This window comes from Microbacterium sp. NPDC064584 (assembly GCF_040687315.1).
GTDB classification, from domain to species: domain Bacteria; phylum Actinomycetota; class Actinomycetes; order Actinomycetales; family Microbacteriaceae; genus Microbacterium; species Microbacterium lacus.
The window spans coordinates 186,140-208,000 of sequence record NZ_JBFBMZ010000003.1; the positions used below are offsets into that span (position 1 = coordinate 186,140).

Genomic DNA, 21,861 nt, shown 5'->3' on the forward strand with positions numbered 1-21,861 from the left:
TCTAGACTATCCGGGGCGCTCTGCGCACCTTCCCCGTTCCCTGCCCCCGGAGTCCGCATGCCTCAGCAAGGCCTCGGCATCGCGCCGCGCCTTCGTTACCTCGTCGGCCGCGCGCGTCGGATCGATGTCGGATCCGTCCTCGAGCGCGCCAAGGAGGCGTCCGCCCAGCACAAGAAGTGGACCCCCGCCGTCGTGGTGGACATGCTGTGGCAGGCGGGTTTCCGCAACGTCGGATTCCAGGACTACATCGACTACGACTTCGCGATCCTCACCGCCGCGGAGCGCGCGACCTACATGACCCATCCGGTCTCCAACCAGCTCTCGCAGAAGTTCGATCACCCCGATTTCCGCTACATCTTCCAGGACAAGGTGGAGTTCGACCGGGTGTTCTCCGAGCACCTGCACCGTGAGTGGATGGTGGTCGAGGAGGGCAACGCCGCGGAGGTCTTCGCCTTCGCGCAGCGCCACGGGACGATCGTCACGAAGGAGCCGGTCGGCCAGGCGGGGACGGGAGTGCACCGCTATCACGCTGCGGAGATCACGGAGGCCGAGGAGTTCCATCGCGGGCTCCTCGCGCGCGGCGAGCTGCTGATCGAAGAAGTCATCGTGCAGCACGCGGCCCTCGCCGCGGTGTGCCCGGGCACGGTGAACACGACCCGCATCACGGCGTTCTTCGACGGGGAGCGCACGCACATCCTCGCGATGGCGCAGAAGTTCGGCCGCGGCGCGGTGAGCGATCAGATGACGTTCGGCGGCTTCTACACGATGCTCGACGACGACGGGCGCGCCGTCGGGCCGGGCTATGACTCGCACGGGCACGTGCACGCGCGGCATCCGGATTCGGGCTTCGTGATCGGCGGCTTCCAGCTGCCGATGATGGACGAGGTCCGCTCGTTCATCGACCGCGTCGCCCGGGTCGTCCCGCAGGTGCAGTACGTGGGATGGGACGTCGTGGTCACCCCCGACGGGCCTGTTCTCGTCGAGGGCAACTGGGGTGCCGGGGTGTACGAGAACAAACCCAGCGCGACCGGCATCCGCACCGGGCACAAGGCCCGCTACCGCGAGGCGATCGGCTTCTAGTCCCCCGCTGCGCGGACGACGCCGAGGGGCGTGGACTCGTGACCCTGTCCGAGCGGATTGTCCTTCAGGATCGCGACCAGCCGCCTTTCGGCGGCCTTGTCGAGCGTCGAGCCCAGGATGTTCCCGCCCAGGTCGTTGATGTCGACGACCGCCACCTCGGCCATCCCGCCGATCAGCGTCTTCAGATGGCGCGCGACCTCGCGCGGCCGCTCCGGTCCGAGCACGACGGCCTTGTTGTAGGGCGGGATCGTGCCGCTCGTAGGGCCGTCGATCGCACGGGCCTTGTCGCCGGCGATGCGGTAGAAGTCGCCCTTGCGGCCGAAGAGCTTCGTGACGGCGGAGACCGCCGCGGCGAACAGGATGCGGATGGTGCCGCACTCGCGCAGCGCCATCTCCATCGTCTCCGGCATGCCCAGACCGATGCCGTACGGAGTGCGCACCACGAACTTCGACAGGAACAGGGCGAGTCGGCGCGGGGTGATGTCCTCGACCAGGTACGACCGTCCCTGGGTGATCGCGACGATCTTCTCGGTCACGAAGAAGATGTCACCGGGTTTCACCACGTCCGTCGCGTATTCGCGGACGAAGGCGTCCAGATCGTCCCCCGGCATCACGACGCGCGTGCGGATCGGGATGCGGGAGTACGACGATCCGTCGACTTCGACCGTCAGCGCCTTGCCGGCGTTGGCCGCGCTCATCACTCGAGGTAGTCGCGCAGCGACTGCGACCGCGACGGGTGACGCAGCTTCGCCATCGTCTTGGACTCGATCTGGCGGATGCGCTCGCGCGTCACCCCGAACGTGTCGCCGATCTGATCGAGCGTCTTGGGCTGACCGTCACCGAGACCGAAGCGCATCCGGATGACACCGGCTTCGCGCTCGCTCAGGGAGTCCAGGAGCGACTCCAGCTGACGCTGCAGCATCGTGAAGCCCACCGCGTCGGCGGGAACGACCGCCTCGGTGTCCTCGATCAGGTCGCCGAACTCGCTGTCGCCGTCCTCGCCCAGCGGGGTGTGCAGCGAGATCGGCTCGCGGCCGTACTTCTGAACCTCGATGACCTTCTCGGGCGTCATGTCGAGCTCGCGGCTGAGCTCCTCGGGCGTGGGTTCGCGACCGAGGTCCTGCAGCATCTGGCGCTGGACCCGCGCGAGCTTGTTGATGACCTCCACCATGTGGACGGGGATGCGGATCGTGCGGGCCTGGTCGGCCATCGCGCGCGTGATCGCCTGCCGGATCCACCATGTCGCGTAGGTGGAGAACTTGAAGCCCTTCGTGTAGTCGAACTTCTCGACCGCACGGATCAGACCCAGGTTGCCCTCCTGGATCAGGTCCAGGAACTGCATGCCGCGGCCGGTGTAGCGCTTGGCGAGCGACACGACCAGGCGCAGGTTCGCACCGAGGAGGTGGCTCTTCGCGCGCTGACCATCGCGGGCGACCCACTGCAGGTCGAGCCCGGTCTGGCTGGACTTCTCCGCCGGGGTCATGTGCGAGAGCTTCTCTTCGGCGAACAGGCCCGCCTCGATGCGCATCGCGAGCTCGACTTCTTCCGCCGCGTTCAGCAGCGGGACCTTGCCGATCTGCTTCAGGTAGTCCTTGACCGGGTCGGCCGTCGCGCCGGTGATCATCGTCGAGTAGACGGGCACCTCGTCGTCGTCACCCGAGGAGATGACGATCGCGCCGGTGGGAAGAGGCTCGGAGAAGGCCGGCTTGGTCTCCTCCTCTTCCTCGTCATCCTCATCGGATGCGTCCGCCTCGCCGTCGGCGGCGGGTGCAGCCTTTCCCTTGCCCTTCGTCGCCTTGGGCTTCTCGTCGTCCTCGGCGTCGTCGAGGCCTTCGACGGCGTCGTCGATCTCCACCTCGTCGTCGAGTTCGACGTCATCCGCCAGATCTTCGACGTCGGCATCCTTCGAGGCGGCCTTCTTGGCCGTGCTCTTCGCCGGGGTCTTCGCGGCCGCCTTGGGAGTCGCCTTCTTCGCGGGCGCCTTCTTCGCGGGGGTCGTCGCGGTCTCCTCCGCGGAATCCTCCACCGCGGTGTCCTTCGCGCTGCGCGCGCGGGTCGTGGTCTTCGTGCCTGAGGTCACGGTTCGCCTTTCACCGTCGGGCGTCGGGACGCCCCTCGGTAGATTTCGGACACTAGTAAGACCCTTGTCAAGTCCCCACTCCGGCGAGGAAGCCTCGCAGAGCCGGTTGACAACGGGTCAGGTCATCCATTATCGCACATCCGTCGCGCACATCCGACGTGCGCCGTTGTTCTTCTGGTGCAACCCGATCGCACCATCGGGAATTCCCCGCCTCAGGCGCCGCGCTTCTCGTCGTCTCCGGTGGGCCGATTGGCCAGGAACCGCTCCAGCTCGGCTGCGAGCTCGTCCGCGCTCGGCAGATCGCCGGTGTGGATGATCGGGCTCCCGAGCGTGGATCCCGCCATGTAGGAGTCGTAACGCTCTTCGAGCCCCTGCACCATCCGCGAGAGATCGTCGCTGCCGGCGACCTGCTCGTCCACCTTGGCGAGGTACTCGCGGTTCTCTTCGCGCAGTTCGTCGCCGGCGAAGACGAGTCCCGTCGCCACGGTGAGACTGTCGAGCCCTGCCAGCGCCGCCGCGGGGTACTCGGTGTCCCCGAGGTAGTGCGGAACGAGCAGCACGAACCCCGCCACGAGAGCCCCGGCTTCGGCGAATCGGTATTCCAGGAGATGCCCGGCGGTCGCGGGAACCTGGGTGTGCGGCTGCCACACGGAATGGGCTTCCGTCAGTTCGGCGCGCGTGCCGCTCACGGTCGTGCCGATCGGCCGGGTGTGCGGCACGGGCATCGGGATCGCGTGCACCCACGTGACGGACTCGACGTCGTAGGCGGCGGCGAAGTCGAGGACGGCATCCGTGAAGGCGTCCCACGCGAAATCGGGCTCGTATCCTGCGAGCAGCAGGAACGGCTGCCCGAGCGAGTCGTGAGCGAAGGACAGCTCCAATCGCGGCGGGCGATAGTCCGAGAGGTGATCCTGGTCGAAGGAGATGAGGGGGCGCCGGGCTCGGTAATCCAGCAGCACGTCGTTGGAGAAGACGGCGACCGGTGTCGGTTCGAGCGAATCCCGGAAGTAATCCACGACTCGGCTCACGGCGCTTCCGGCGTCGGTGAACCCGGTGAGCGCGATCACGAGGGGCAGTCCGCGCGGAATCGGCGGCGCCGAGGCGACGCGCTCGTACAGCGGACCGGAGAGAGCCATTCCCCCATGCTACGAGCCGACGTCACGCGTCGAGGTCGCGCGCATCCCGCTCAGAGCGAACAGTCGCGCTCCTAGGATGGAACCCATGTCGTTTCCCGACCTCTCCGTGCACACTACCCCCCTCCGAGAGACGGACGCCACCGCAGTGCTGCTGGTCGTGCCGTCCTTCGATCCCGCCGAACCACCGGTGGACGACGACTGGCCAGGGCTGTTCGAAGCCCTCTCGGCCACGGGCTTCAGCGGCTCGCTCCATGCATTCCAGCGTGTCTACGCGCCGCAGAGCACGACTCTCCCGCTCGCTGTCGTGGGCGCCGGCTCGGGGGCGGATCCCGCCGCGATCCGCGAGGCCGTCGGCACCGGCATCCGCCTTCTCACCGGCTTCGAGAGCGTCGCCGTCGGTGTGCTCACGGCCGACTCCGAGCACTGGCGCCCCGCCGCCGAAGGCGCGACGCTGGGCGGATATCGCTTCGACGGCTACAAGAGCGAGCAGCCCAAGCCGCGGGCCCGGCGCGTGCAGGTCCACGCCTCCGTCGAGCCCGCTGCCGAGGATGTCGCCGCTGTCGTCGCCGAGGCCTCGGCCGTCGCGCTCGTGAAGGATCTCGTTTCGATCCCCGCCGAATGGCTGGGCCCCGCCGATTTCGCCGAGCGCGCGGTCGCCTCCGTGGCCGATCTTCCCGTGACCGTCGACGTCTACGACGAGGAAGACCTCCGCGACGGCGGATTCGGCGGCATCCTCGGCGTTGGACAGGGATCGGACCGCCCACCGCGCCTCGTGCGCGTGGACTACGCCCCGGAGGACGCGCAGCGCCACGTGGCGCTCGTCGGCAAGGGAATCACGTTCGACACCGGCGGACTCTCGCTCAAACCGCCGGCCTCGATGGTCGGGATGAAGTACGACATGTGCGGCGCGGCGACCGCGTTGGCGGTCGTCCGGGCGGTCGCGACCCTGGGACTGCCCGTGCACGCGACCGCGTGGCTGTGCATCGCCGACAACATGCCCTCCGGAAACGCCACCCGGCCGGGAGACGTGCTGCGCATCGCCGACGGCACGACGGTCGAGGTGCTCAACACGGATGCGGAAGGGCGTCTCGTCCTGGCCGACGGACTCGTGGCCGCGAGCCGCGAGCATCCGGACGTGATCGTGGACGTCGCGACGCTGACCGGAGCGATCACGATCGCCCTCGGCAATCGCCACGCGGGCGTGATGGGCGAGGACGCCGCCGTCGCCGACTACCTGGCCGTCTCGGCGGATGCGGGAGAACTCGCCTGGCAACTGCCGCTGCCGGCGCACATGGTGGACGAGCTCGACTCCCCCATCGCCGATCTGCAGAACGCCAAGATCGGCGATCCCGCCGGAGGCTCCCTGTTCGCGGGACTCTTCCTGCGCCACTTCGTGGGTCGGGTCTCGGACGAGCCCGATGCGCCGCGCATCCCGTGGGTGCACCTCGACATCGCGGGGGTGGGCATGAACAAGGGCGCCGGCTACGGCTTCACCGACAAGGGACCCACCGGCGCGACGGTCCGATCGCTCATCCGCTTCGTCGGACGGGAGGAGACCCGATGACCGATCACACTTTCGACGTCGTCATCCTCGGAGGCGGCAGCGGCGGCTACGCCGCGGCGCTGCGCGCGGCCGAGCTCGGCAAGTCCGTCGCCCTCGTGGAGAAGGACAAGCTCGGCGGCACATGCCTGCACCGCGGGTGTATTCCGACCAAGGCGCTCCTGCACGCGGCCGAAGTCGCCGATGTCGCCAGGGATGCGGCATCCATCGGCATCAGGGCGACGCTCGAAGGCGTCGATCCCGCCGGGGTGCGTGCGTACCGCGAGGGCATCGTCGCCAAGAAGTTCAAGGGACTCGAAGGTCTCATCGCGGCCCGTGGCATCACGGTCGTCCGCGGCGAGGGCCGGCTGGAGCAGGGGCCCGCCGTGCGCGTGGGCGACGACCTCTATCGCGGCGGTGACGTCGTGCTCGCGACAGGGTCGTACAGCCGAACCCTGCCCGGACTGGAGATCGGAGGACGTGTCCTCACGAGCGAGCACGCCCTCGAGCTCGAAGAGATCCCGCGCCGTGTCGTCATCCTCGGCGGTGGGGTCATCGGCGTCGAGTTCGCGAGTGTGTGGCGGTCCTTCGGCGTCGAGGTGACGATCGTCGAGGCGCTGGATCACCTCGTGCCCAACGAGGACGTCGCGATGAGCAAGGGGCTCGAACGCGCCTTCCGGCGCCGCGGCATCGCCTCCTCGCTCGGCGTGCGCTTCCAGTCGGTCACGCAGACCGCGGATGCCGTCACCGTCACGCTCGAGGACGGCAAGAGCTTCGAGGCCGACTATCTTCTCGTCGCGGTCGGCCGGGGGCCGGCGACAGCCGGCCTCGGCTTCGAAGAGGCCGGCGTCGGGATCGACCGCGGCTTCGTGCAGACCGACGAGCGACTGCGCACCGGGGTGGAGCACGTGTGGGCCGTCGGCGACATCGTGCCGGGGCTCCAACTCGCGCACCGCGGGTTCCAGCAGGGCATCTACGTCGCCGAGCAGATCGGAGGGCTGGACCCCGTACTGATCCCCGATGTGCAGATCCCCAAGGTCACCTACAGCCACCCGGAAGTGGCCTCCGTGGGAATCACCGAGGCGCAGGCGATCGCCGCGCACGGGGCCGATCAGGTGATCTCCTACGAGTACAACCTGGCCGGCAACGGCAAGAGCGAGATCATCGGCACGGGCGGGCTGGTGAAGGTCGTCCGTCGCAAGGACGGGCCCGTGCTGGGCGTGCACCTCGTCGGGGATCGTGTCGGCGAGCTCATCACCGAGGGGCAGCTCGCCGTGGGCTGGGAGGCCCATCCCGAGGACATCGCCCCGTTCGTCCACGCCCACCCCACGCAGAGCGAAGCGCTCGGCGAAGCGTTCCTCGCGCTGGCCGGAAAACCGCTTCACGCGCTCTGAGCGCGGCCGACGCGCGATCGCGGCGGCATCACTAAGCTAGAACGACATCGGCATTCTGAAGGAGTCATGCACATGAGCACTTCCGTGGTCCTCCCCGCGCTCGGCGAGAGCGTCACCGAGGGAACGGTCACCCGCTGGCTCAAGAACGTCGGCGACACCGTACAGGCGGACGAAGGACTGCTGGAGATCTCGACGGACAAGGTCGACACCGAGATCCCTTCACCGATCAGCGGCGTGATCGAGGAGATCCTCGTACAGGAGGACGAGACCGTCGAGGTCGGCGCCGTCCTGGCCAAGATCGGCGACGGTTCCTCGGCGCCGGCCGCGGACGATTCTCCCGCGCAGGCTGCGCCGGTCGAGGAGCCCGCACCCGCCGCGGAGGCCCCGGCAGCCGAGCAGTCACCGGCGGAGCAGGCACCGGCCGAACCGGCGCCCGCCGAAGCAGCCGCGCCTTCGCAAGCGCCCGCCGCGGGCGGCGAGGGCAAGGATGTCGTCCTACCCGAGCTGGGTGAGAGTGTGACCGAGGGAACCGTCACCCGCTGGCTCAAGAGCGTCGGCGACGCCGTCGAGGTGGACGAGGCGCTCCTGGAGATCTCGACCGACAAGGTCGACACCGAGATCCCCTCTCCGTTCGCCGGCGTGCTGCAGCAGATCTTCGTGCAGGAGGACGAGACCGTCGAGGTCGGCGCCGCGCTGGCGCGCATCGGCGACGGCGCTGCCGCGCCGCAGGAGGCCGCCCCGCAGCAGGCGCCCGCGGCCGAAGAAGCCCCCGCCCCCGCACCCCCGGCAGAAGCCGCCCCCGCCGCTGCTCCGGCTCCGGCCGCTGCTCCTGCCCCCACCGCTCCGGCTCCGGCTCCCGCCGCTCCTGCCGCAGCTCCGGCTCCGTCCGCGCCCGCTCCGGCAGCCGCGGACAGCGACGACGACGTGACCGCGTACGTGACGCCGCTCGTCCGTCGCCTGGCGCAGCAGCAGGGCGTGGATCTGGCCGCCGTGAAGGGCACCGGCGTCGGCGGGCGCATCCGCAAGGAGGATGTCCTGCAGGCCGCGCAGAAGGCGGCTGCGCCGGCCGCTGCGGCCGCGCCCGTCTCTGCCGCACCTGCGGCGGTCGAGGTCTCCCCTTTGCGGGGAACCACGCAGCCGATGTCTCGGCTGCGCAAGGTGCTCGCGGAGCGCGCCGTGGCCTCGATGCAGGCGACCGCTCAGCTCACCACCGTCGTCGAGGTGGACGTCACCAAGCTCGCGTCCTACCGCGATGCGGTGAAGGCCGACTTCCTGGCCAAGACCGGAGACAAGCTGTCGTTCCTGCCCTTCTTCGCCCTCGCGGCGGCGGAGGCCCTGCAGTCGAACCCCGTGATCAACGCCACCGTCGACGGTGACCAGATCGTGTACCCCGCATCGGAGAACCTCTCGATCGCGGTCGACACCGAGCGTGGACTGCTCACGCCGGTGCTGCGTGACGCGGCCGCGAAGAACGTGGCGCAGATCGCGCACGAGATCGCCGATCTCGCCGCACGCACGCGCAGCAACAAGCTCAAGCCCGACGAGCTGGCCGGTGGCACGTTCACCTTGACCAACACGGGTTCGCGCGGTGCGCTTTTCGACACGCCGGTCGTGTTCCTGCCGCAGTCGGCCATCCTCGGGACGGGCGTCGTCGTCAAGCGGCCCGGTCTGGTCCAGGTCGACGGGAAGGACGCGATCGCGATCCGCTCGTACGTCTACCTCGCTCTCTCCTACGACCACCGGATCGTGGACGGCGCGGACGCTGCGCGCTTCCTCACCACGGTGAAGAAGCGTCTGGAGGACGCGTCGTTCGAAGGCCAGCTCGGCATCTGATCCCCTTGGTCACTGCGAGACGTCGTGGACGTCACGCAGTTCCCAGCCGTCGCCGAGCTTGACGATCACCACGAGCTGCGGGCCGGTGCTCGCGTCGAGCGCCTCCACCCGCAGCACGGCTGCGCCGCCGAACTCGTCGAGCAGCACGAGCGAGCGTCCGTCCACCGGCAGGTCGATGACCCCCGCGGGGAATGCGGCATCCGGCGACTCCTGAACGCCCACCAGACATGTCGGCTCCCCCGCGCATGCCACCCGTGCGGAGAGCAACTCTGAGGCGACCGTGACGAGGTCGGTCGGGTGCGCACCGGAATCGAGGACGTCCGAATGCGGCTCGGCTCCGGGTGACGGCGACGGTGTGGGCTCCGACGGGGGCGGGGTCGACACCGCGCCGTCCGAGCCGTTCGGTGTCTCCGCCGTCGCCGACCCTGACGGGACGGTCGGCCACAGCAGGCCGGCGATCAGGACGGTCGCGGCAGCACCCGCCGCGACGAGCCAGGGGCGCCGTGCTCGCTCCCGAGAGCGCAGCGCCCGCCACGCGCCCGTCGTCGTCCGCGAGAGCAGGTCTGCCCAGTCTGCGTCGACGTGACGGACCAGCGCGTGCAGCAGCGCGGGAGGCCGAGGCGCGTCCGCGACGACCTGGGCCTCGATCCGACGCGGCTCGGGCGACGTCCGCGCGCGTCGAGGACCGAACGTGCTCGTCGCGAGGGCTGCCGGTTCGGCGAGGTCGAACATCTCCGTCTCGAACCGCGTGCACTCCCGACGTCGCGTCCGAGGCTCGGCCATCCCGTCGTGCGCGGCCAGGACGGCATCGGCGACCTCGGGCACGGCACCCGCGAGTTCCTGCAGCCGCGCGAGCGTCTCGTCGATGCACACCCGATCACCGCTGTCGACGGCGAGGACGGGGCGACCGTCTTCTGTGAGCCACCACGCGCCGGTGCTCGTGTCCGCCGCATCCCCCGCCTCCATGAGGCCGCGCGTCATGCTCACCGCGAGCGTGACCGCCTCCCCGGCCATGAGATCGCCGGCGTCCGTGCGCCGCCGGAGGAAATCGGCGATCCGCTCGACGCACGGAGGCAGCAGGAGGTCGTGGCCGTCGTCGCGCCGCAGGATGTCGTGTGGCGCGAGCACATGAGAGTGCCCGTCGGCCTGCCAGCCCGGCCACCCGGAACCGAATCGCGCGGCATCCACGACGAACGTCGTCGTTCCCGTCGGATCGGCCGCGAGCGCCCCGGGCCAGGGAACGGCGGCGTCGTCGCGAACGATCCGGATCACCCGGAGGCCCGCATGCAGAAGGTGCTCGTCATCCTCGATCACCCTCCGAGCGTGCATGCCGCAACACTCCCGGTGGACCCGCGCAGCCTCATCTGTGCACAACGTCCCGGAGGACGGCGCAGGGAAGGAGCGGATGCCGCGGACGCGGAAAGGTAGGCTGGTGCCATGGCAGCACGCAGTACGGCGCCCGAGAAGCGGCCCGGATTCTTCTCGCAGATCCGCACCCTGTTCACGTTCACGCGCAAGGCGTACCCCTGGCTGCCGTGGCTGCTGATCGGCATCATGATCCTCGCCACCGGGCTCGGCGTCGCGATCGGCTTCCTGCTGCCGCCGGTCGCGCTGTGGAGCATCATCCTCTGGGCGATCACGGGCGTCATGCTCGGCATCCTCGCGTCGCTCATGACGATGACGCGCCTGTCCACGAGCGCGATGTACAAGCAGATCGACGGGATGCCGGGCGCGGCCGGCCATGTGCTGTCGACGTCGCTGGGACGCAAGTGGCAGTCCAGCGAGATGCCGGTCGGCGTGAACCCCAAGACGCAGGAAGCGGTTTACCGCGCCGTCGGGCGCGGTGGAGTCGTCATCGTCGGCGAAGGGGCCCGCGGCCGGCTCACCCGGCTCGTGAACGACGAACGCTCGAAGGCTCAGCGCGTCGCCGCCGGCGTGCCCGTCACCGTCCTCTACGTCGGGCACGGTGCCGACGAGGTGCCGATCGCGAAGCTCGCCTCGACGATCAAGGCCCTGCCGACCAAGATCGACCGCGCGACGATGGCTGCGGTCATCAAGCGGCTCGAGTCCGTCTCCCAGTCGCTGGCGTCGCTGCCCATCCCGAAGGGCATCGACCCCACGAAGGCGCGCGCCCCGCGCCCGCGCTAGTCCGGCGGCGCGCTAGGCGCGCACAAGCACGGTGCCGGCCGCTTTGTCGTGCAGACCCCTGTTGTCGGCATCCCAGATCACCGCGGGGATCACGAGGCCGAGGAGCACCGAGCGCACGACCGGGCGCCACAGTCCCGGCCATTCCCCCGTCACCCGCTGGACGCGCATGCCCAGGAGCCGGTGACCGGGACTGCCTCCGATCGTCGGGATGAAGATGATCTGCACGACGACGAAGACGAGCGTGGTCGCCAGCGGCGCATAGTCGAAGAACGAGATCGAGATCACCACGGCGCAGGCCCAGTCGATCAGGATCGCCCACACCCGGCGACCGAGCTTTGCGAGGCTCCCGCGGCCTTCCTCAGGGAGTCCGAGACGCTCGCCCGGGTATCCGCCGGAGGGAAGCGCATCGGGTGAGACCATGTGGTCAGCCTAACGAGCGTCGCGTAACATGCCGGAAACAATGGTGTCACTGCCGGGCAATGCCCTCCCGGTACGGTTCGTGAAAGCCCGCTTGCGGGCGGCAGTTCCCGATGCCCTAACTCTGGAGCCTTCATGTTCAAAGATTCATCCGAGGTGCTCAAGTTCATCAAGGACGAGGACGTCAAGTTCCTCGACATCCGTTTCACGGATCTTCCTGGTGTGCAGCAGCACTTCAACATCCCCGCCTCGACCGTCGACGAGGAGTTCTTCACCGTCGGCCAGCTGTTCGACGGCTCCTCGATCCGCGGCTTCGCGAACATCCACGAGTCGGACATGCAGCTCATCCCGGACGTGTCGACGGCGTACCTCGACCAGTTCCGCGAGGCGAAGACCCTCATCATGATCTTCGACATCTACAACCCGCGCACGGGCGAGATCTACCACAAGGACCCGCGTCAGGTCGCCAAGAAGGCCGAGAAGTACCTCGCCTCCACCGGTATCGCCGACACGGCGTACTTCGCCCCCGAGGCGGAGTTCTACATCTTCGACGACGTGCGCTTCGAGATCAAGCAGAACTCGAGCTTCTACTCCGTCGACTCCGAAGAGGGCGCGTGGAACTCGGGCCGTGTCGAAGAGGGCGGCAACCTCGCCAACAAGACCCCGTACAAGGGCGGCTACTTCCCCGTCAGCCCGGTCGACAAGACCGCCGACCTGCGCGACGACATCACGCTCAAGCTCATCGAGGCGGGTTTCACCCTCGAGCGCTCGCACCACGAGGTCGGCACCGGTGGACAGCAGGAGATCAACTACCGCTTCGACACGATGGTGCACGCGGCGGATGACATCCTGAAGTTCAAGTACATCGTCAAGAACACCTCGGAGCAGTGGGGCAAGGTCGCGACCTTCATGCCCAAGCCGCTGTTCGGCGACAACGGCTCGGGCATGCACGTGCACCAGTCGCTGTGGCTCGAGGGCAAGCCGCTCTTCTACGACGAGGCCGGCTACGGCGGACTCAGCGACGTCGCCCGCTGGTACATCGGCGGCCTGCTGGCCCACGCGCCCGCGGTGCTCGCCTTCACCAACCCGACGATCAACTCGTACAAGCGACTCGTCAAGGGCTACGAGGCGCCGGTCAACCTCGTTTACTCGGCGGGCAACCGGTCCGCGGCGATCCGCATCCCGATCACGGGCTCGAACCCCAAGGCCAAGCGCCTCGAGTTCCGGGCACCGGACGCCTCGGGCAACCCCTACCTCGCCTTCGCGGCGCAGCTCATGGCCGGCCTGGACGGCATCAAGAACCGCATCGAGCCGCACGAGCCGGTCGACAAGGACCTGTACGAGCTTCCCCCCGAGGAGGCCAAGAACATCCCTCAGGTCCCGAACTCGCTCCTGGACTCGCTGGACGCCCTCGCGGCCGATCACGAGTTCCTCCTCGCCGGCGGCGTCTTCACGCCTGAGCTGATCGAGACCTGGATCGAGTACAAGATCGAGAACGAGATCAAGCCGATCGCCGCGCGACCGCACCCGTTCGAGTTCGAGCTGTACTTCGGCGTCTGAGACACGTCGACGAAGAAGGGGTCCCACATCGCGGGGCCCCTTCTTCGTGTGCGGCGGACGCGGCGGCTCAGCCGTAGAACAGCTTCTCGAACACGCGCCGGGCGCGACGGGTCGCGCCCAGATAGTCCTCCTCGACCGCGGTCGCGGAGCGCGGCGGATATCCGAGCAGCCGGCCGATGCCGTCGAGCTTCTTGCGATCCGTCGGCAGCACGTCGCTCGTCTGACCGGACAGCAGTGTGTTGGCCGACCGCAGCCGGCTCGCCAGACGCCACGCGTCCGCGAGGCGCTGTGCATCGGTCTCCGCGACGATCCCGGCATCCCGCGCGGCCCGCAGGGCGTCCATGGTCGAGGTCGTCCGCATCCCGGGGACCCGGTGCGCGTGCTCGAGCTGCAGCAGCTGGACGAGCCACTCGACGTCGCTGAGCGAGCCGGGACCGAGCTTGAGATGTCGTGCGGGATCCGCCCCCTGCGGCAGCCGTTCGTTCTCCACCCGCGCCTTGATGCGCTTGATCTCGCGCAGACCCTGCGGATCGACCGTCGCGGGATAACGGACGTCGTCGGCGAGCTCGGTGAAGGCCCGGATGAGCTTCGTGCTGCCGGCGACCCCTCGCGCGCGGAGGAGGGCCTGCGCCTCCCACGACAGCGACCAGCGCCGGTAGTACTCGCCGTAGGCCGCGAGGGAGCGGGCCATCGGCCCGTTGCGCCCCTCGGGGCGCAGCCCGGCATCCAGATCCAACGGGACGCGATGGTCCTCCGAGTGCTTGCGCAGACCCGCGACGAGCTGCAGCGAGAGCTCGTGCGCGCGCTGAGGGTCCACCCCGTTCGCCCGGTACACGTACATCACATCGGCATCCGACCCGAATCCCAGTTCTCCGCCGCCGAATCGACCCATCGCGATCACCGAGAAATCGAGCGCGGAGTCCTCCTCGGGGACGACCTCTCGGCGGACAGCCCGCAGCGTCGCCTGGATCGTCACCTCCGTCACGGTGGTGAGCGCGTGGGCGATCTCCTCGATCGTGAGGGTGCCCAGGATCCCGGCCATTGCGATGCGCAGCAACTCGCGCCGTCGGAGGCCGCGCACCGAGCGCATCGCGTCCTCGATCGAGGCGTGGCGCGACTGGATCGCGCGCGCCTCTTCCTGGAGAGCCACGCCTGACCGGGGCTGCAGAAGCTCGGGGTCGTCCAGCCACGCCGCGGACTCCGGGATCCACTCCATGAGCTCGCCGACATAGCGTGAGCTGGACAGCACCCGGGTGAGGCTCTCCGCCGCGCCCGACGAGTCGCGGAGCATCCGCAGGAACCACGGCGTCGCGCCGAGGCGCTCGCTGATGCGCCGGAACGCCAGAAGCCCGTAGTCCGGGTCCACGCCGTCGGCGAACCAGCGGATCATCACGGGCATCAGGTGGCGCTGGATCGTGGCCCCGCGGCTCAGACCCGTTGTGAGCGAGGCGATGTGCCGTAGCGCCCCGACCGGATCGGTGAACCCGATCGCCGCGAGGCGATCGTGCGCCTGAGCGGGCGAGAGCGAGCGCTCCTCCTCGTGGAGCGAGGCGACCGCGGACAGCAGCGGCCGGTAGAACAGCCGGACGTGGATGTCGCGTACCTCGCGCTTGATCTTCTCCCACAGCTCCCAGACCTTCTCGCCCGACTCGGCCAGACCGCTGGCGCGCGCGAGGACGCGGCGCTCGTCCGGCCGCTCCGGCATCAAGTGGGTGCGACGGAGCTGACGCAGCTGCACGCGATGCTCGAGGAGACGCAGCACGCGGTAGTCGTGCGAGAAGGTGGCGGCGTCGGCTCGGCCGATGTAGCCCTGTGCCACGAGGGCGTCGATCGCCTCGAGCGTGCCGCGCTGGCGGATGCGGTCATCCGACAGCCCGTGCACGAGCTGCAGGAGCTGCACCGTGAACTCGATGTCGCGGATGCCGCCCGGCCCGAGCTTGAGCTGGTAGGGCACCTCCGCGGCCGGGATGTGCTCGGTCACGCGCTCGCGCATGCGCTGAACGCTGTCCACGAAGTTCTCGCGGGCGGCGCTCGTCCAGATCTTCGGCTGGACGGCGCGCACGTACTCGTCGCCGAGTTCCCTGTCCCCCGCGATCGGCCGCGCCTTCAGCAGCGCCTGGAACTCCCAGCTCTTCGCCCACCGGTCGTAGTACGACAGGTGGGAATCCAGGGTGCGCACGAGCGCGCCCTGCTTTCCTTCAGGCCGGAGGTTCGCGTCCACCTCCCACAGCGGCGGTTCGATCTCGGCGCCGGAGATCCCGCGCATCGTCTGCACGGCCAGTCGCGTGGCGATGTCCACCACGCGACTCTCGCCGGCTTCGGCGAGCACCACTTCGTCCGCGCCCGCGACGAAGATCACGTCCACATCGCTCACGTAGTTGAGCTCGCGGGCGCCGGTCTTGCCCATGCCGATCACGGCGAGGCGGGTGCCGGCGACCTGCTCACGCGGGAATCCTCCCGTGCCGGGCAGTCCCCGGACGACCCGCGCGCGCGCCACGCACAGCGACGCCTCGAGCGCCGCTCCGGCCGCATCTGCCAGACGGGCTGCCACCAGGGCGACCTCGTCCACCGGGGACGCGCTCAGCAGGTCGTACGCGGCGATCGCGGCCAACTGGCGCCGGTAGCGGATACGCAGCGCCACCCAGGACCGCTCGTCCGGATCGACGGCGAAGCCATCCTCGGCGTCGACGGACTCCAGCAGGGACGCGCGCAGCTCCTCCTCCGTCGGAAGGGACCGACCCGCTGCGACGAGGTGCGAGAGTTCTTCCGGATGCCGCAGATAGAAGTCGGCGAAACCGCTCGAGGCACCGAGCAGCGCCCACACCGCCGCCCAGCCGTCCGCGTCGGCGTGCAGAGCACGCAGCGCCCTCGCGTCGCGTCGTGCGATCCGCGTCATCGCCGACACAGCCGCGTCGGGATCGGCGGATCGGGCCGCGGGAGCCGTCAGCGCCTCGCGCTCGAGCGCGAGCAGTTCCTCGAGCTCGCCCAGATCCCTGTCCGCCTCCGCGAGACGGCTGAACCCGATCCGAGCGAGATGGGTGAGGGACTGCGAACGCTCCGTCGTCATCGCCGCGAGGTGCCGGTCAGAGCATCTCGAGGTTGCTCTTCAACTCGAAGGGCGTCACCTGCGAACGGTACTCCTGCCATTCCTTGCGCTTGTTCAGCAGCACGTAGTTGAAGACCTGCTCACCGAGCGTCTCGGCGACCAGTTCGGACTCCTCCATGTACTCCAGAGCGTGATCCAGGCTCGCCGGCAGTGGTGCGTAGCCGAGGGCCCTGCGCTCGGCATCCGTCAGCGACCAGACGTTGTCCTCCGCCTCGGGCGGGAGCTCGTAGCCCTCTTCGATACCCTTCAGACCCGCCGCGAGCATGAGCGCATACGCGAGATAAGGGTTCGCCGCCGAGTCCAGACCGCGGTATTCGACGCGCGAGGACTGACCCTTGTTGGGCTTGTACATCGGCACGCGCACCAGCGCGGATCGGTTGTTGTGACCCCACGTGATGAAGCTCGGGGCCTCGTCGCCGCCCCACAGGCGCTTGTAGGAGTTCACGAACTGATTCGTCACGGCGGAGATCTCGGCGGCGTGACGCAGCAGCCCCGCGATGAAGTGGCGCCCGGTCTTGGACAGCTGGTAGGTCGCGCCCTCCTCGTAGAAGGCGTTCGTGTCGCCTTCGAAGAGCGACATGTGCGTGTGCATGCCACTGCCCGGCTTGCCGCCCAGCGGCTTGGGCATGAACGTCGCGTAGACGCCCTGCTCGATGGCCACCTCTTTGATCACGGTGCGGAACGTCATGATGTTGTCGGCCGTCGCGAGGGCGTCCGCGTACCGCAGATCGATCTCGTTCTGGCCGGGGCCGCCCTCGTGGTGGCTGAACTCGACCGAGATCCCGAGGTCCTCCAGCATCCGCACCGACCGCCGACGGAAGTCGTGCGCCGTCCCACCCGGGACGTTGTCGAAGTACCCGGCGGAATCGACGGGTTCCGGTCCCTCCGGTCCGAACGCCGACGACTTCAGCAGGTAGAACTCGATCTCGGGGTGCGTGTAGAAGGTGAAGCCCGCATCGGCGGCCTTCGCGAGCGACCGCTTGAGCACGTGCCGGGGGTCGGCCACCGCGGGCTGGCCGTCGGGCGTGGTGATGTCGCAGAACATGCGCGCCGTCGGATCGATCTCGCCTCGCCACGGCAGGATCTGGAACGTCGTGGGATCGGGGTGAGCGAGCAGATCGGATTCGTACGAGCGGGTCAGGCCCTCGATCGCCGACCCGTCGAAGCCGAGCCCCTCGCTGAAGGCGCCCTCCACCTCGGCCGGCGCGATCGCGACCGACTTGAGGGTCCCGATGACGTCGGTGAACCACAGCCGGACGAACTTGACGCCCCGCTCCTCGATCGTGCGCAGAACGAAGTCACGCTGCTTGTCCATCGAATTCCCCTCGGATGCCGCTCAGGAAGAGCAGGATCAGTTCTCGTCGTCTGCGGCGCCGGAACGCGGCGCATTCTCGCGGCGGTCTTCGTCTGCCCAGGCCCGAGAGCGCTCGCGGATGATCTCCGGTGCGCGCGCGGCCTCCTCGGCCGTGTCGAAAGGTCCCGCGCGGTCGACGTGCGGCGAGACGTAGCCGCGCTCGACCTCTCCGGTCTCGAGGTTGTACCAGTACTTCTCGCTGTCCTCGGCCACAGTCCGCTCCTCTCGACCGTCCACCACACGCGTGCGCGGTGCCACTCGCTCGATCCTACTGATCGGGCGCGCGCTCCTGGATAGGCTGGCCCCATGGCAAAGGACAAGACGCGCGCGGTCGGCGTGGACATCGGCGGCACGGGCATCAAGGCGGCGATCGTCGACCTGGAAGCGGGAACCCTGCTCAGCGACCGCGTGAAAGTCGCGACCCCGCAGGGGGCGGAGCCGGAGGACGTCCTGACGGCGGTGCTGACGGTCCTGGACACGCTCGGTGTCCGTGAGGACGCGATCCCACTGGGTGTCGCCTTCCCGGCGATCGTGAAGTCGGGGCGCACGCTGTCCGCAGCGAACGTGTCGCAGCGGTGGATCGGCTTCGAGGCCGAGAAGTTCTTCGAGGACGGTCTGGGGCGCGACATCCACTTCGCGAACGACGCGGACGTCGCTGGCGTCGCCGAGATGCGCTACGGCGCGGCGCGCGGCATCCAGGGCCTCACGATCCTCACGACCCTCGGCACCGGCATCGGGTCGGCGGTGATCTACAACGGCGTCCTGATCCCCAACTCCGAGCTCGGCCACCTGCAGCGCGCCGGACACAAGCGCGACTTCGAGGCGTGGACGGCCTACTCGGCGATGGAGCGCGAGACCCTCGACTGGGCTCAGTGGGCGGAGCGTCTGCAGGTCTACTACAGCCACGTCGAGTTCCTCTTCACGCCCGATCTGTTCATCGTCGGCGGGGGTGTCTCCAAGCACGCGGACCAGTTCCTGCCGCTGCTCAAGCTCAACACGCCGATCGTGCCCGCGATCCACCGCAACAACGCAGGGATCATCGGCGCGGCGGCGCTCTCGCTGGGAGCCGCACCGGAACTGGACACGACGGTCACGCGCGCCTGACGAGAGGGCGAATGGGCCGGCCTGTACGCCGGGTTCTGTCCGGGGGCGTGAGCCCCGTGGACGGTCATCTCTCTCGGCGACACGTTGCCGTGCCGCTCCAGCGGCCTACCCGGGGACTCGGCGGGCCGCGTCCACATCCCCTGTCTGGCCTTGCTCCGGGCGAGGTTTACCTTGCGGGTCGTCTCGCGACGACCCCGGTGGTCTCTTACACCGCCGTTTCACCCTTACCGGGGTCTCCCCCGGCGGTCTGTTCTCTGTGGCACTGTCTCGCGGATCACTCCGGGTGGGTGTTACCCACCGCCCTGCCCTGTGGAGCCCGGACGTTCCTCGGCGCGACACGGCGAACCGCGCGCGACGCGACCGTCCAGCCGACCCATTCGCGTCGCCCACTCTAGCCCGGCATCCCGGGTCGTCAGTCCTTGCCGGCGTCCGCGGACACTCGGACCTCGAGGGGGAAGTCGATCGGGAACCCTCCGAACAGCAGTCGGCCGGCCGCGGCGGCGGCCTGCTGCACCGCCTCCGCCACCTCGTCGGCGTGCTCCTGCGGGGTGTGGACCATGACCTCGTCGTGCAGAAAGAACGCGAGGTGAGCGCGGTCGGCGAAGACCGGGCCGGATCGGGGCGCGGTGCGCGCGGAAGCCACGGCGGGCAGAGCGGCAAGGCGACCTCGCAGATCGGCGAGCCAGGCGGATGCCCACTCCGCCGCCGTGCCCTGGACGACGAAGTTGCGGGTGAACCTGCCGCGGTCTCGGGCCCACCGTCGGGCCCTGCTCTCATCCGCTCCCGACGCCTCGGCGTCGCCCGCTCGAGACTGTGCATCCCGCCACCGCGCGGACGGCGGGGGCGAAGTGCGACCGAGCCAAGTCGACACGACCCCGCCCTGCTCGCCGGTTCGAGCGGCATCGTCCACCAGCGCCATCGCGCGGGGGAACGTCCGTCGCAGCCGGGGAACCAGGAGCCCGCTCGCGCCCGTCGTCGCGCCGTACATCGCGCCGAGCATCGCGACCTTGGCCTCCGCCCGGCTCGGCACCGCGCCGGCGGCGACGATGCCGGCGTACAGATCCGCCCCGCGCGCGGCGTCCGCGAGGGCGGCGTCGCCGGACATCGCAGCGAGCACCCGCGGTTCGAGCTGCGCGACGTCGGCGACGACGAGCCGCCACCCCGGGTCGGCGCGCACCGCCGTCCGCAGTTGACGGGGGATCTGCAGTGCACCGCCGCCGGCGGAGGCCCACCGACCGGTCACGACGCCCGCCGGCACATAGGTCGGACGGAAGCGGCCGTCGCGGACCCACTCGGTGAGCCACGCCCACCCGTTCGCCGTGAGCAGCCGGGAGAGCTTCTTGTACTCCAGGAGGGGCTCGATCGCCGGGTGGCGGTACTCGGCCAGTTCCCAGCGGCTCGTCGATGTGACGAGGATGCCGGCGCGATGCAGTGACCGGAGGAGTTTCTGCTGCGAGTCGAGGTTCACCGTCGGATCCCCGAGCGCCTCCCGGACGCGACGCGCGGCATCCTCCATGCGTCGAGGTGCGCCGCCGGACGCGGGTCGCTCCCCCAAGACCTCGTCGAGGATGCGGCGGTGCTCGCGCACGTCCCACGGGAGCCCGGCGGCCTGGAGCTCCACGGCGATCAGCGCGCCGGCGGCCTCCGCCGCGATCAGCAGCCGGAGCCTTCCGGAGTCTGCAGATCGGCTCACCGCGTCGCGCTGGCGGCGGAATTCGTCCAGGCACTCGTCGGTCCCGATCGGGGGACCCGCCGCGGCCGCCGCACCGTCGAGGTCGAACAGCGCCGGGGCGGGCGCGTCCTCGCCGGTGAAGGGCGGGCAGTCCCAGTCGGTCGGCGACCCGGCACTCGCATCACTGTGCGCGACGAACCCAGGTGTCAGGGCCGAATCGCGCAGGATCGCATGAGACAGGCGCAGATCGTGGCATCGCGAGACGCGGACTCCCGAACCGAGGAGAGCGGCGTACCAGCGCGGCGTGTCGTTCCAGACCCACCGCGGCGAATGGGCGCGCTCGAACGTGCGCACCCACTCCCCCAGGTCCGCTTCCGCGAGCGTCAGACGCTCCCGCTCCGCGCCGTCGATGTCCAACACCGCGGCTGAAATCCCGCCGGCGGCGCGCCCCAGAACGACGAAAGCCTGATCGTCATCGCGATGCACGGCGGCCCCTCCCACCAGGCACGGCGGCGAGGGGTGGGATCACAAGCCGGAATCCTCCGCGCGCACCAGGATGCATCCGCATTCAGGGCACGTGACGACGGCATCGGTCTGGGCGAGGCGGATCGTCTGCAGGTCGGTGCCCGCGATCATCATGTGGCACCCTTCGCACGTCCGGCGTCGCAGATAGGCGGCCCCGGCGCTGCGTGCCGCCACCTTCTCGTACATCGCGACGAGGTCCGCGGGGATGGCGGCGACCAGCGCGCCGCGGTCGCGGGTCGCAGCATCGAAAGCGGCGGTGGCTTCGGCCACGATCCGCTTCGCCTCGGCACTGAGAGCCGTGCCCTCGTCGTTCGTCTGCGCGATGAGCGCTTCCTGTTCGGCGACGGCGGCTTCGGCGACCTCGAGCCGCTCCATGAGTTCGAGCTCAGCATCCTCGAGGTCGTTCTTGCGGCGGGCGAGGGACTGCAGCTCGCTCTCCAGCCCCTGCGCTTCTTTCGCGTTGCTCGTCGCCGCGAGCCGCTCCGCGTCGCGGGCGCGACGGGCGTCCACCATCGCCACGTCGGATTCGATGCGGGCGAGATCCGCCCGCAGATCGTCGCGGATGCCGAGACGCGATGTCAGCTCCTGCGACAGCGTCTGACGCTGCGTGATCAGCGCCTGCACGCGGGCAGCCTGAGGCGGATTGCGACGCGCGTTCTCAGCCTGTCGGATGCGGGTGTCGAGCTCGGCGAGTTCGACGAGACGGCGCTGGTCGGCGGGAAGTGCATTCACGTGGGCCCTGCCGGGATCGAACCGACGACATCCACGGTGTAAACGTGGCGCTCTACCAGCTGAGCTAAAGGCCCTTGCGGCAAGTCTAGGACGCGGCGCCCGCGACGACTTCGTACGACGGGATACTCGCTAGGCTGGCAGACGGTGCGTTGTGCCCGCTCGACAAAGCCCGCTGCGCAT

The 21,861-nt window shown here is 69.4% G+C and carries 17 protein-coding genes, 1 tRNA gene and 1 other RNA gene; 7 read left to right on the forward strand and 12 right to left on the reverse strand.

Annotated elements, in window-relative coordinates; translation table 11 throughout:
* Positions 1-57: 57 nt before the first annotated feature.
* Complete coding sequence (locus AB0P18_RS07045) at positions 58-1,080, forward strand: sugar-transfer associated ATP-grasp domain-containing protein (protein ID WP_363359475.1); 1,023 nt, start codon at positions 58-60, stop codon at positions 1,078-1,080.
* On the opposite strand, the gene AB0P18_RS07050 is transcribed toward AB0P18_RS07045, so the two are convergent.
* The 3 genes from AB0P18_RS07050 to AB0P18_RS07060 form a co-directional block, all read right to left on the reverse strand.
* On the reverse strand, positions 1,077-1,778 hold the full coding sequence (locus tag AB0P18_RS07050; protein WP_363359476.1) for a coenzyme F420-0:L-glutamate ligase: 702 nt from the start codon (positions 1,776-1,778) through the stop codon (positions 1,077-1,079). The two genes, AB0P18_RS07045 and AB0P18_RS07050, sit on opposite strands and share 4 nt — an antisense overlap.
* Complete coding sequence (locus AB0P18_RS07055; protein ID WP_363359477.1) at positions 1,778-3,160, reverse strand: RNA polymerase sigma factor; 1,383 nt, start codon at positions 3,158-3,160, stop codon at positions 1,778-1,780. Before AB0P18_RS07055 ends, AB0P18_RS07050 begins: the two co-directional genes overlap by 1 nt.
* Before the next feature lie 212 nt (positions 3,161-3,372).
* Entirely contained in the window at positions 3,373-4,296 is a 924-nt protein-coding gene (locus AB0P18_RS07060; protein WP_344053675.1) for a PAC2 family protein, read from the reverse strand.
* Between the two features lie 85 nt (positions 4,297-4,381).
* On the opposite strand from AB0P18_RS07060, the gene AB0P18_RS07065 reads away from it, so the two are divergent.
* The 3 genes from AB0P18_RS07065 to sucB all read left to right on the forward strand — a co-directional run bounded on the left by AB0P18_RS07065 (position 4,382) and on the right by sucB (position 9,063).
* Entirely contained in the window at positions 4,382-5,860 is a 1,479-nt protein-coding gene (locus AB0P18_RS07065) for a leucyl aminopeptidase (protein WP_363359478.1), read from the forward strand.
* Positions 5,857-7,230: a dihydrolipoyl dehydrogenase gene (lpdA, locus tag AB0P18_RS07070; RefSeq protein WP_344053678.1), complete on the forward strand. Its 1,374-nt coding sequence runs from the start codon at positions 5,857-5,859 to the stop codon at positions 7,228-7,230. The genes AB0P18_RS07065 and lpdA overlap by 4 nt, the downstream gene beginning before the upstream one ends.
* A gap of 72 nt (positions 7,231-7,302) precedes the next feature.
* Positions 7,303-9,063 carry a 2-oxoglutarate dehydrogenase, E2 component, dihydrolipoamide succinyltransferase gene (sucB, locus tag AB0P18_RS07075; protein WP_363359479.1) on the forward strand — a complete coding sequence of 587 codons (1,761 nt, stop codon included), beginning with the start codon at positions 7,303-7,305 and terminating at the stop codon, positions 9,061-9,063.
* 9 nt (positions 9,064-9,072) lie between these two features.
* Here sucB and AB0P18_RS07080 read toward each other — a convergent pair whose 3' ends face one another.
* A complete protein-coding gene (locus AB0P18_RS07080; protein WP_363359480.1) occupies positions 9,073-10,377 on the reverse strand; it encodes a hypothetical protein in 1,305 nt (434 codons plus the stop codon).
* Positions 10,378-10,500: 123 nt separating this feature from the next.
* Here AB0P18_RS07080 and AB0P18_RS07085 point away from each other — a divergent pair, with 123 nt between their 5' ends.
* Complete coding sequence (locus AB0P18_RS07085) at positions 10,501-11,211, forward strand: DUF4191 family protein (RefSeq protein ID WP_344053686.1); 711 nt, start codon at positions 10,501-10,503, stop codon at positions 11,209-11,211.
* A gap of 12 nt (positions 11,212-11,223) precedes the next feature.
* Here the strand turns inward: AB0P18_RS07085 and AB0P18_RS07090 are convergent, their stop codons facing one another.
* On the reverse strand, positions 11,224-11,631 hold the full coding sequence (locus tag AB0P18_RS07090; protein WP_344053688.1) for an RDD family protein: 408 nt from the start codon (positions 11,629-11,631) through the stop codon (positions 11,224-11,226).
* Between the two features lie 132 nt (positions 11,632-11,763).
* Here AB0P18_RS07090 and glnA (AB0P18_RS07095) point away from each other — a divergent pair, with 132 nt between their 5' ends.
* Positions 11,764-13,188: a type I glutamate--ammonia ligase gene (gene glnA, locus AB0P18_RS07095; RefSeq protein ID WP_344053690.1), complete on the forward strand. Its 1,425-nt coding sequence runs from the start codon at positions 11,764-11,766 to the stop codon at positions 13,186-13,188.
* Between the two features lie 67 nt (positions 13,189-13,255).
* On the opposite strand, the gene AB0P18_RS07100 is transcribed toward glnA (AB0P18_RS07095), so the two are convergent.
* Genes AB0P18_RS07100 through AB0P18_RS07110 form a run of 3 tightly spaced genes read right to left on the reverse strand, consistent with a single transcriptional unit; the run spans position 13,256 to position 17,906 of the window.
* A complete protein-coding gene (locus tag AB0P18_RS07100; protein ID WP_363359481.1) occupies positions 13,256-16,255 on the reverse strand; it encodes a bifunctional [glutamine synthetase] adenylyltransferase/[glutamine synthetase]-adenylyl-L-tyrosine phosphorylase in 3,000 nt (999 codons plus the stop codon).
* Between the two features lie 16 nt (positions 16,256-16,271).
* Complete coding sequence (gene glnA / locus AB0P18_RS07105) at positions 16,272-17,609, reverse strand: type I glutamate--ammonia ligase (RefSeq protein WP_344053694.1); 1,338 nt, start codon at positions 17,607-17,609, stop codon at positions 16,272-16,274.
* A 36-nt stretch (positions 17,610-17,645) separates the two neighbouring features.
* Positions 17,646-17,906, reverse strand: coding sequence for an SPOR domain-containing protein (locus AB0P18_RS07110; RefSeq protein ID WP_344053696.1), 261 nt, complete (start codon positions 17,904-17,906; stop codon positions 17,646-17,648).
* A 48-nt stretch (positions 17,907-17,954) separates the two neighbouring features.
* Here AB0P18_RS07110 and ppgK point away from each other — a divergent pair, with 48 nt between their 5' ends.
* On the forward strand, positions 17,955-18,752 hold the full coding sequence (gene ppgK, locus AB0P18_RS07115; RefSeq protein WP_344053698.1) for a polyphosphate--glucose phosphotransferase: 798 nt from the start codon (positions 17,955-17,957) through the stop codon (positions 18,750-18,752).
* Between the two features lie 8 nt (positions 18,753-18,760).
* Here ppgK and rnpB read toward each other — a convergent pair.
* From rnpB to AB0P18_RS07135, 4 genes are all read right to left on the reverse strand, one after another.
* Positions 18,761-19,128, reverse strand: an RNA gene (gene rnpB, locus AB0P18_RS07120) — RNase P RNA component class A.
* 36 nt (positions 19,129-19,164) lie between these two features.
* A complete protein-coding gene (locus AB0P18_RS07125; RefSeq protein WP_363359482.1) occupies positions 19,165-20,910 on the reverse strand; it encodes a bifunctional 3'-5' exonuclease/DNA polymerase in 1,746 nt (581 codons plus the stop codon).
* Between the two features lie 39 nt (positions 20,911-20,949).
* Positions 20,950-21,681, reverse strand: coding sequence for a C4-type zinc ribbon domain-containing protein (locus AB0P18_RS07130; RefSeq protein WP_344053702.1), 732 nt, complete (start codon positions 21,679-21,681; stop codon positions 20,950-20,952).
* Between the two features lies 1 nt (position 21,682).
* A tRNA-Val gene (locus AB0P18_RS07135) sits at positions 21,683-21,755 on the reverse strand.
* Positions 21,756-21,861 lie beyond the last annotated feature (106 nt).

Coding starts and splice junctions, on each gene's coding strand:
- AB0P18_RS07045 (WP_363359475.1), top strand. CDS start 58: ATGCCTCAGCAAGGCCTCGGCATCGCGCCGCGCCTTCGTTACCTCGTC.
- AB0P18_RS07050 (WP_363359476.1), bottom strand. CDS start 1,778: ATGAGCGCGGCCAACGCCGGCAAGGCGCTGACGGTCGAAGTCGACGGA.
- AB0P18_RS07060 (WP_344053675.1), bottom strand. CDS start 4,296: ATGGCTCTCTCCGGTCCGCTGTACGAGCGCGTCGCCTCGGCGCCGCCG.
- AB0P18_RS07065 (WP_363359478.1), top strand. CDS start 4,382: ATGTCGTTTCCCGACCTCTCCGTGCACACTACCCCCCTCCGAGAGACG.
- lpdA (WP_344053678.1), top strand. CDS start 5,857: ATGACCGATCACACTTTCGACGTCGTCATCCTCGGAGGCGGCAGCGGC.
- sucB (WP_363359479.1), top strand. CDS start 7,303: ATGAGCACTTCCGTGGTCCTCCCCGCGCTCGGCGAGAGCGTCACCGAG.
- AB0P18_RS07085 (WP_344053686.1), top strand. CDS start 10,501: ATGGCAGCACGCAGTACGGCGCCCGAGAAGCGGCCCGGATTCTTCTCG.
- AB0P18_RS07090 (WP_344053688.1), bottom strand. CDS start 11,631: ATGGTCTCACCCGATGCGCTTCCCTCCGGCGGATACCCGGGCGAGCGT.
- glnA (WP_344053690.1), top strand. CDS start 11,764: ATGTTCAAAGATTCATCCGAGGTGCTCAAGTTCATCAAGGACGAGGAC.
- AB0P18_RS07100 (WP_363359481.1), bottom strand. CDS start 16,255: ATGACGACGGAGCGTTCGCAGTCCCTCACCCATCTCGCTCGGATCGGG.
- glnA (WP_344053694.1), bottom strand. CDS start 17,609: ATGGACAAGCAGCGTGACTTCGTTCTGCGCACGATCGAGGAGCGGGGC.
- ppgK (WP_344053698.1), top strand. CDS start 17,955: ATGGCAAAGGACAAGACGCGCGCGGTCGGCGTGGACATCGGCGGCACG.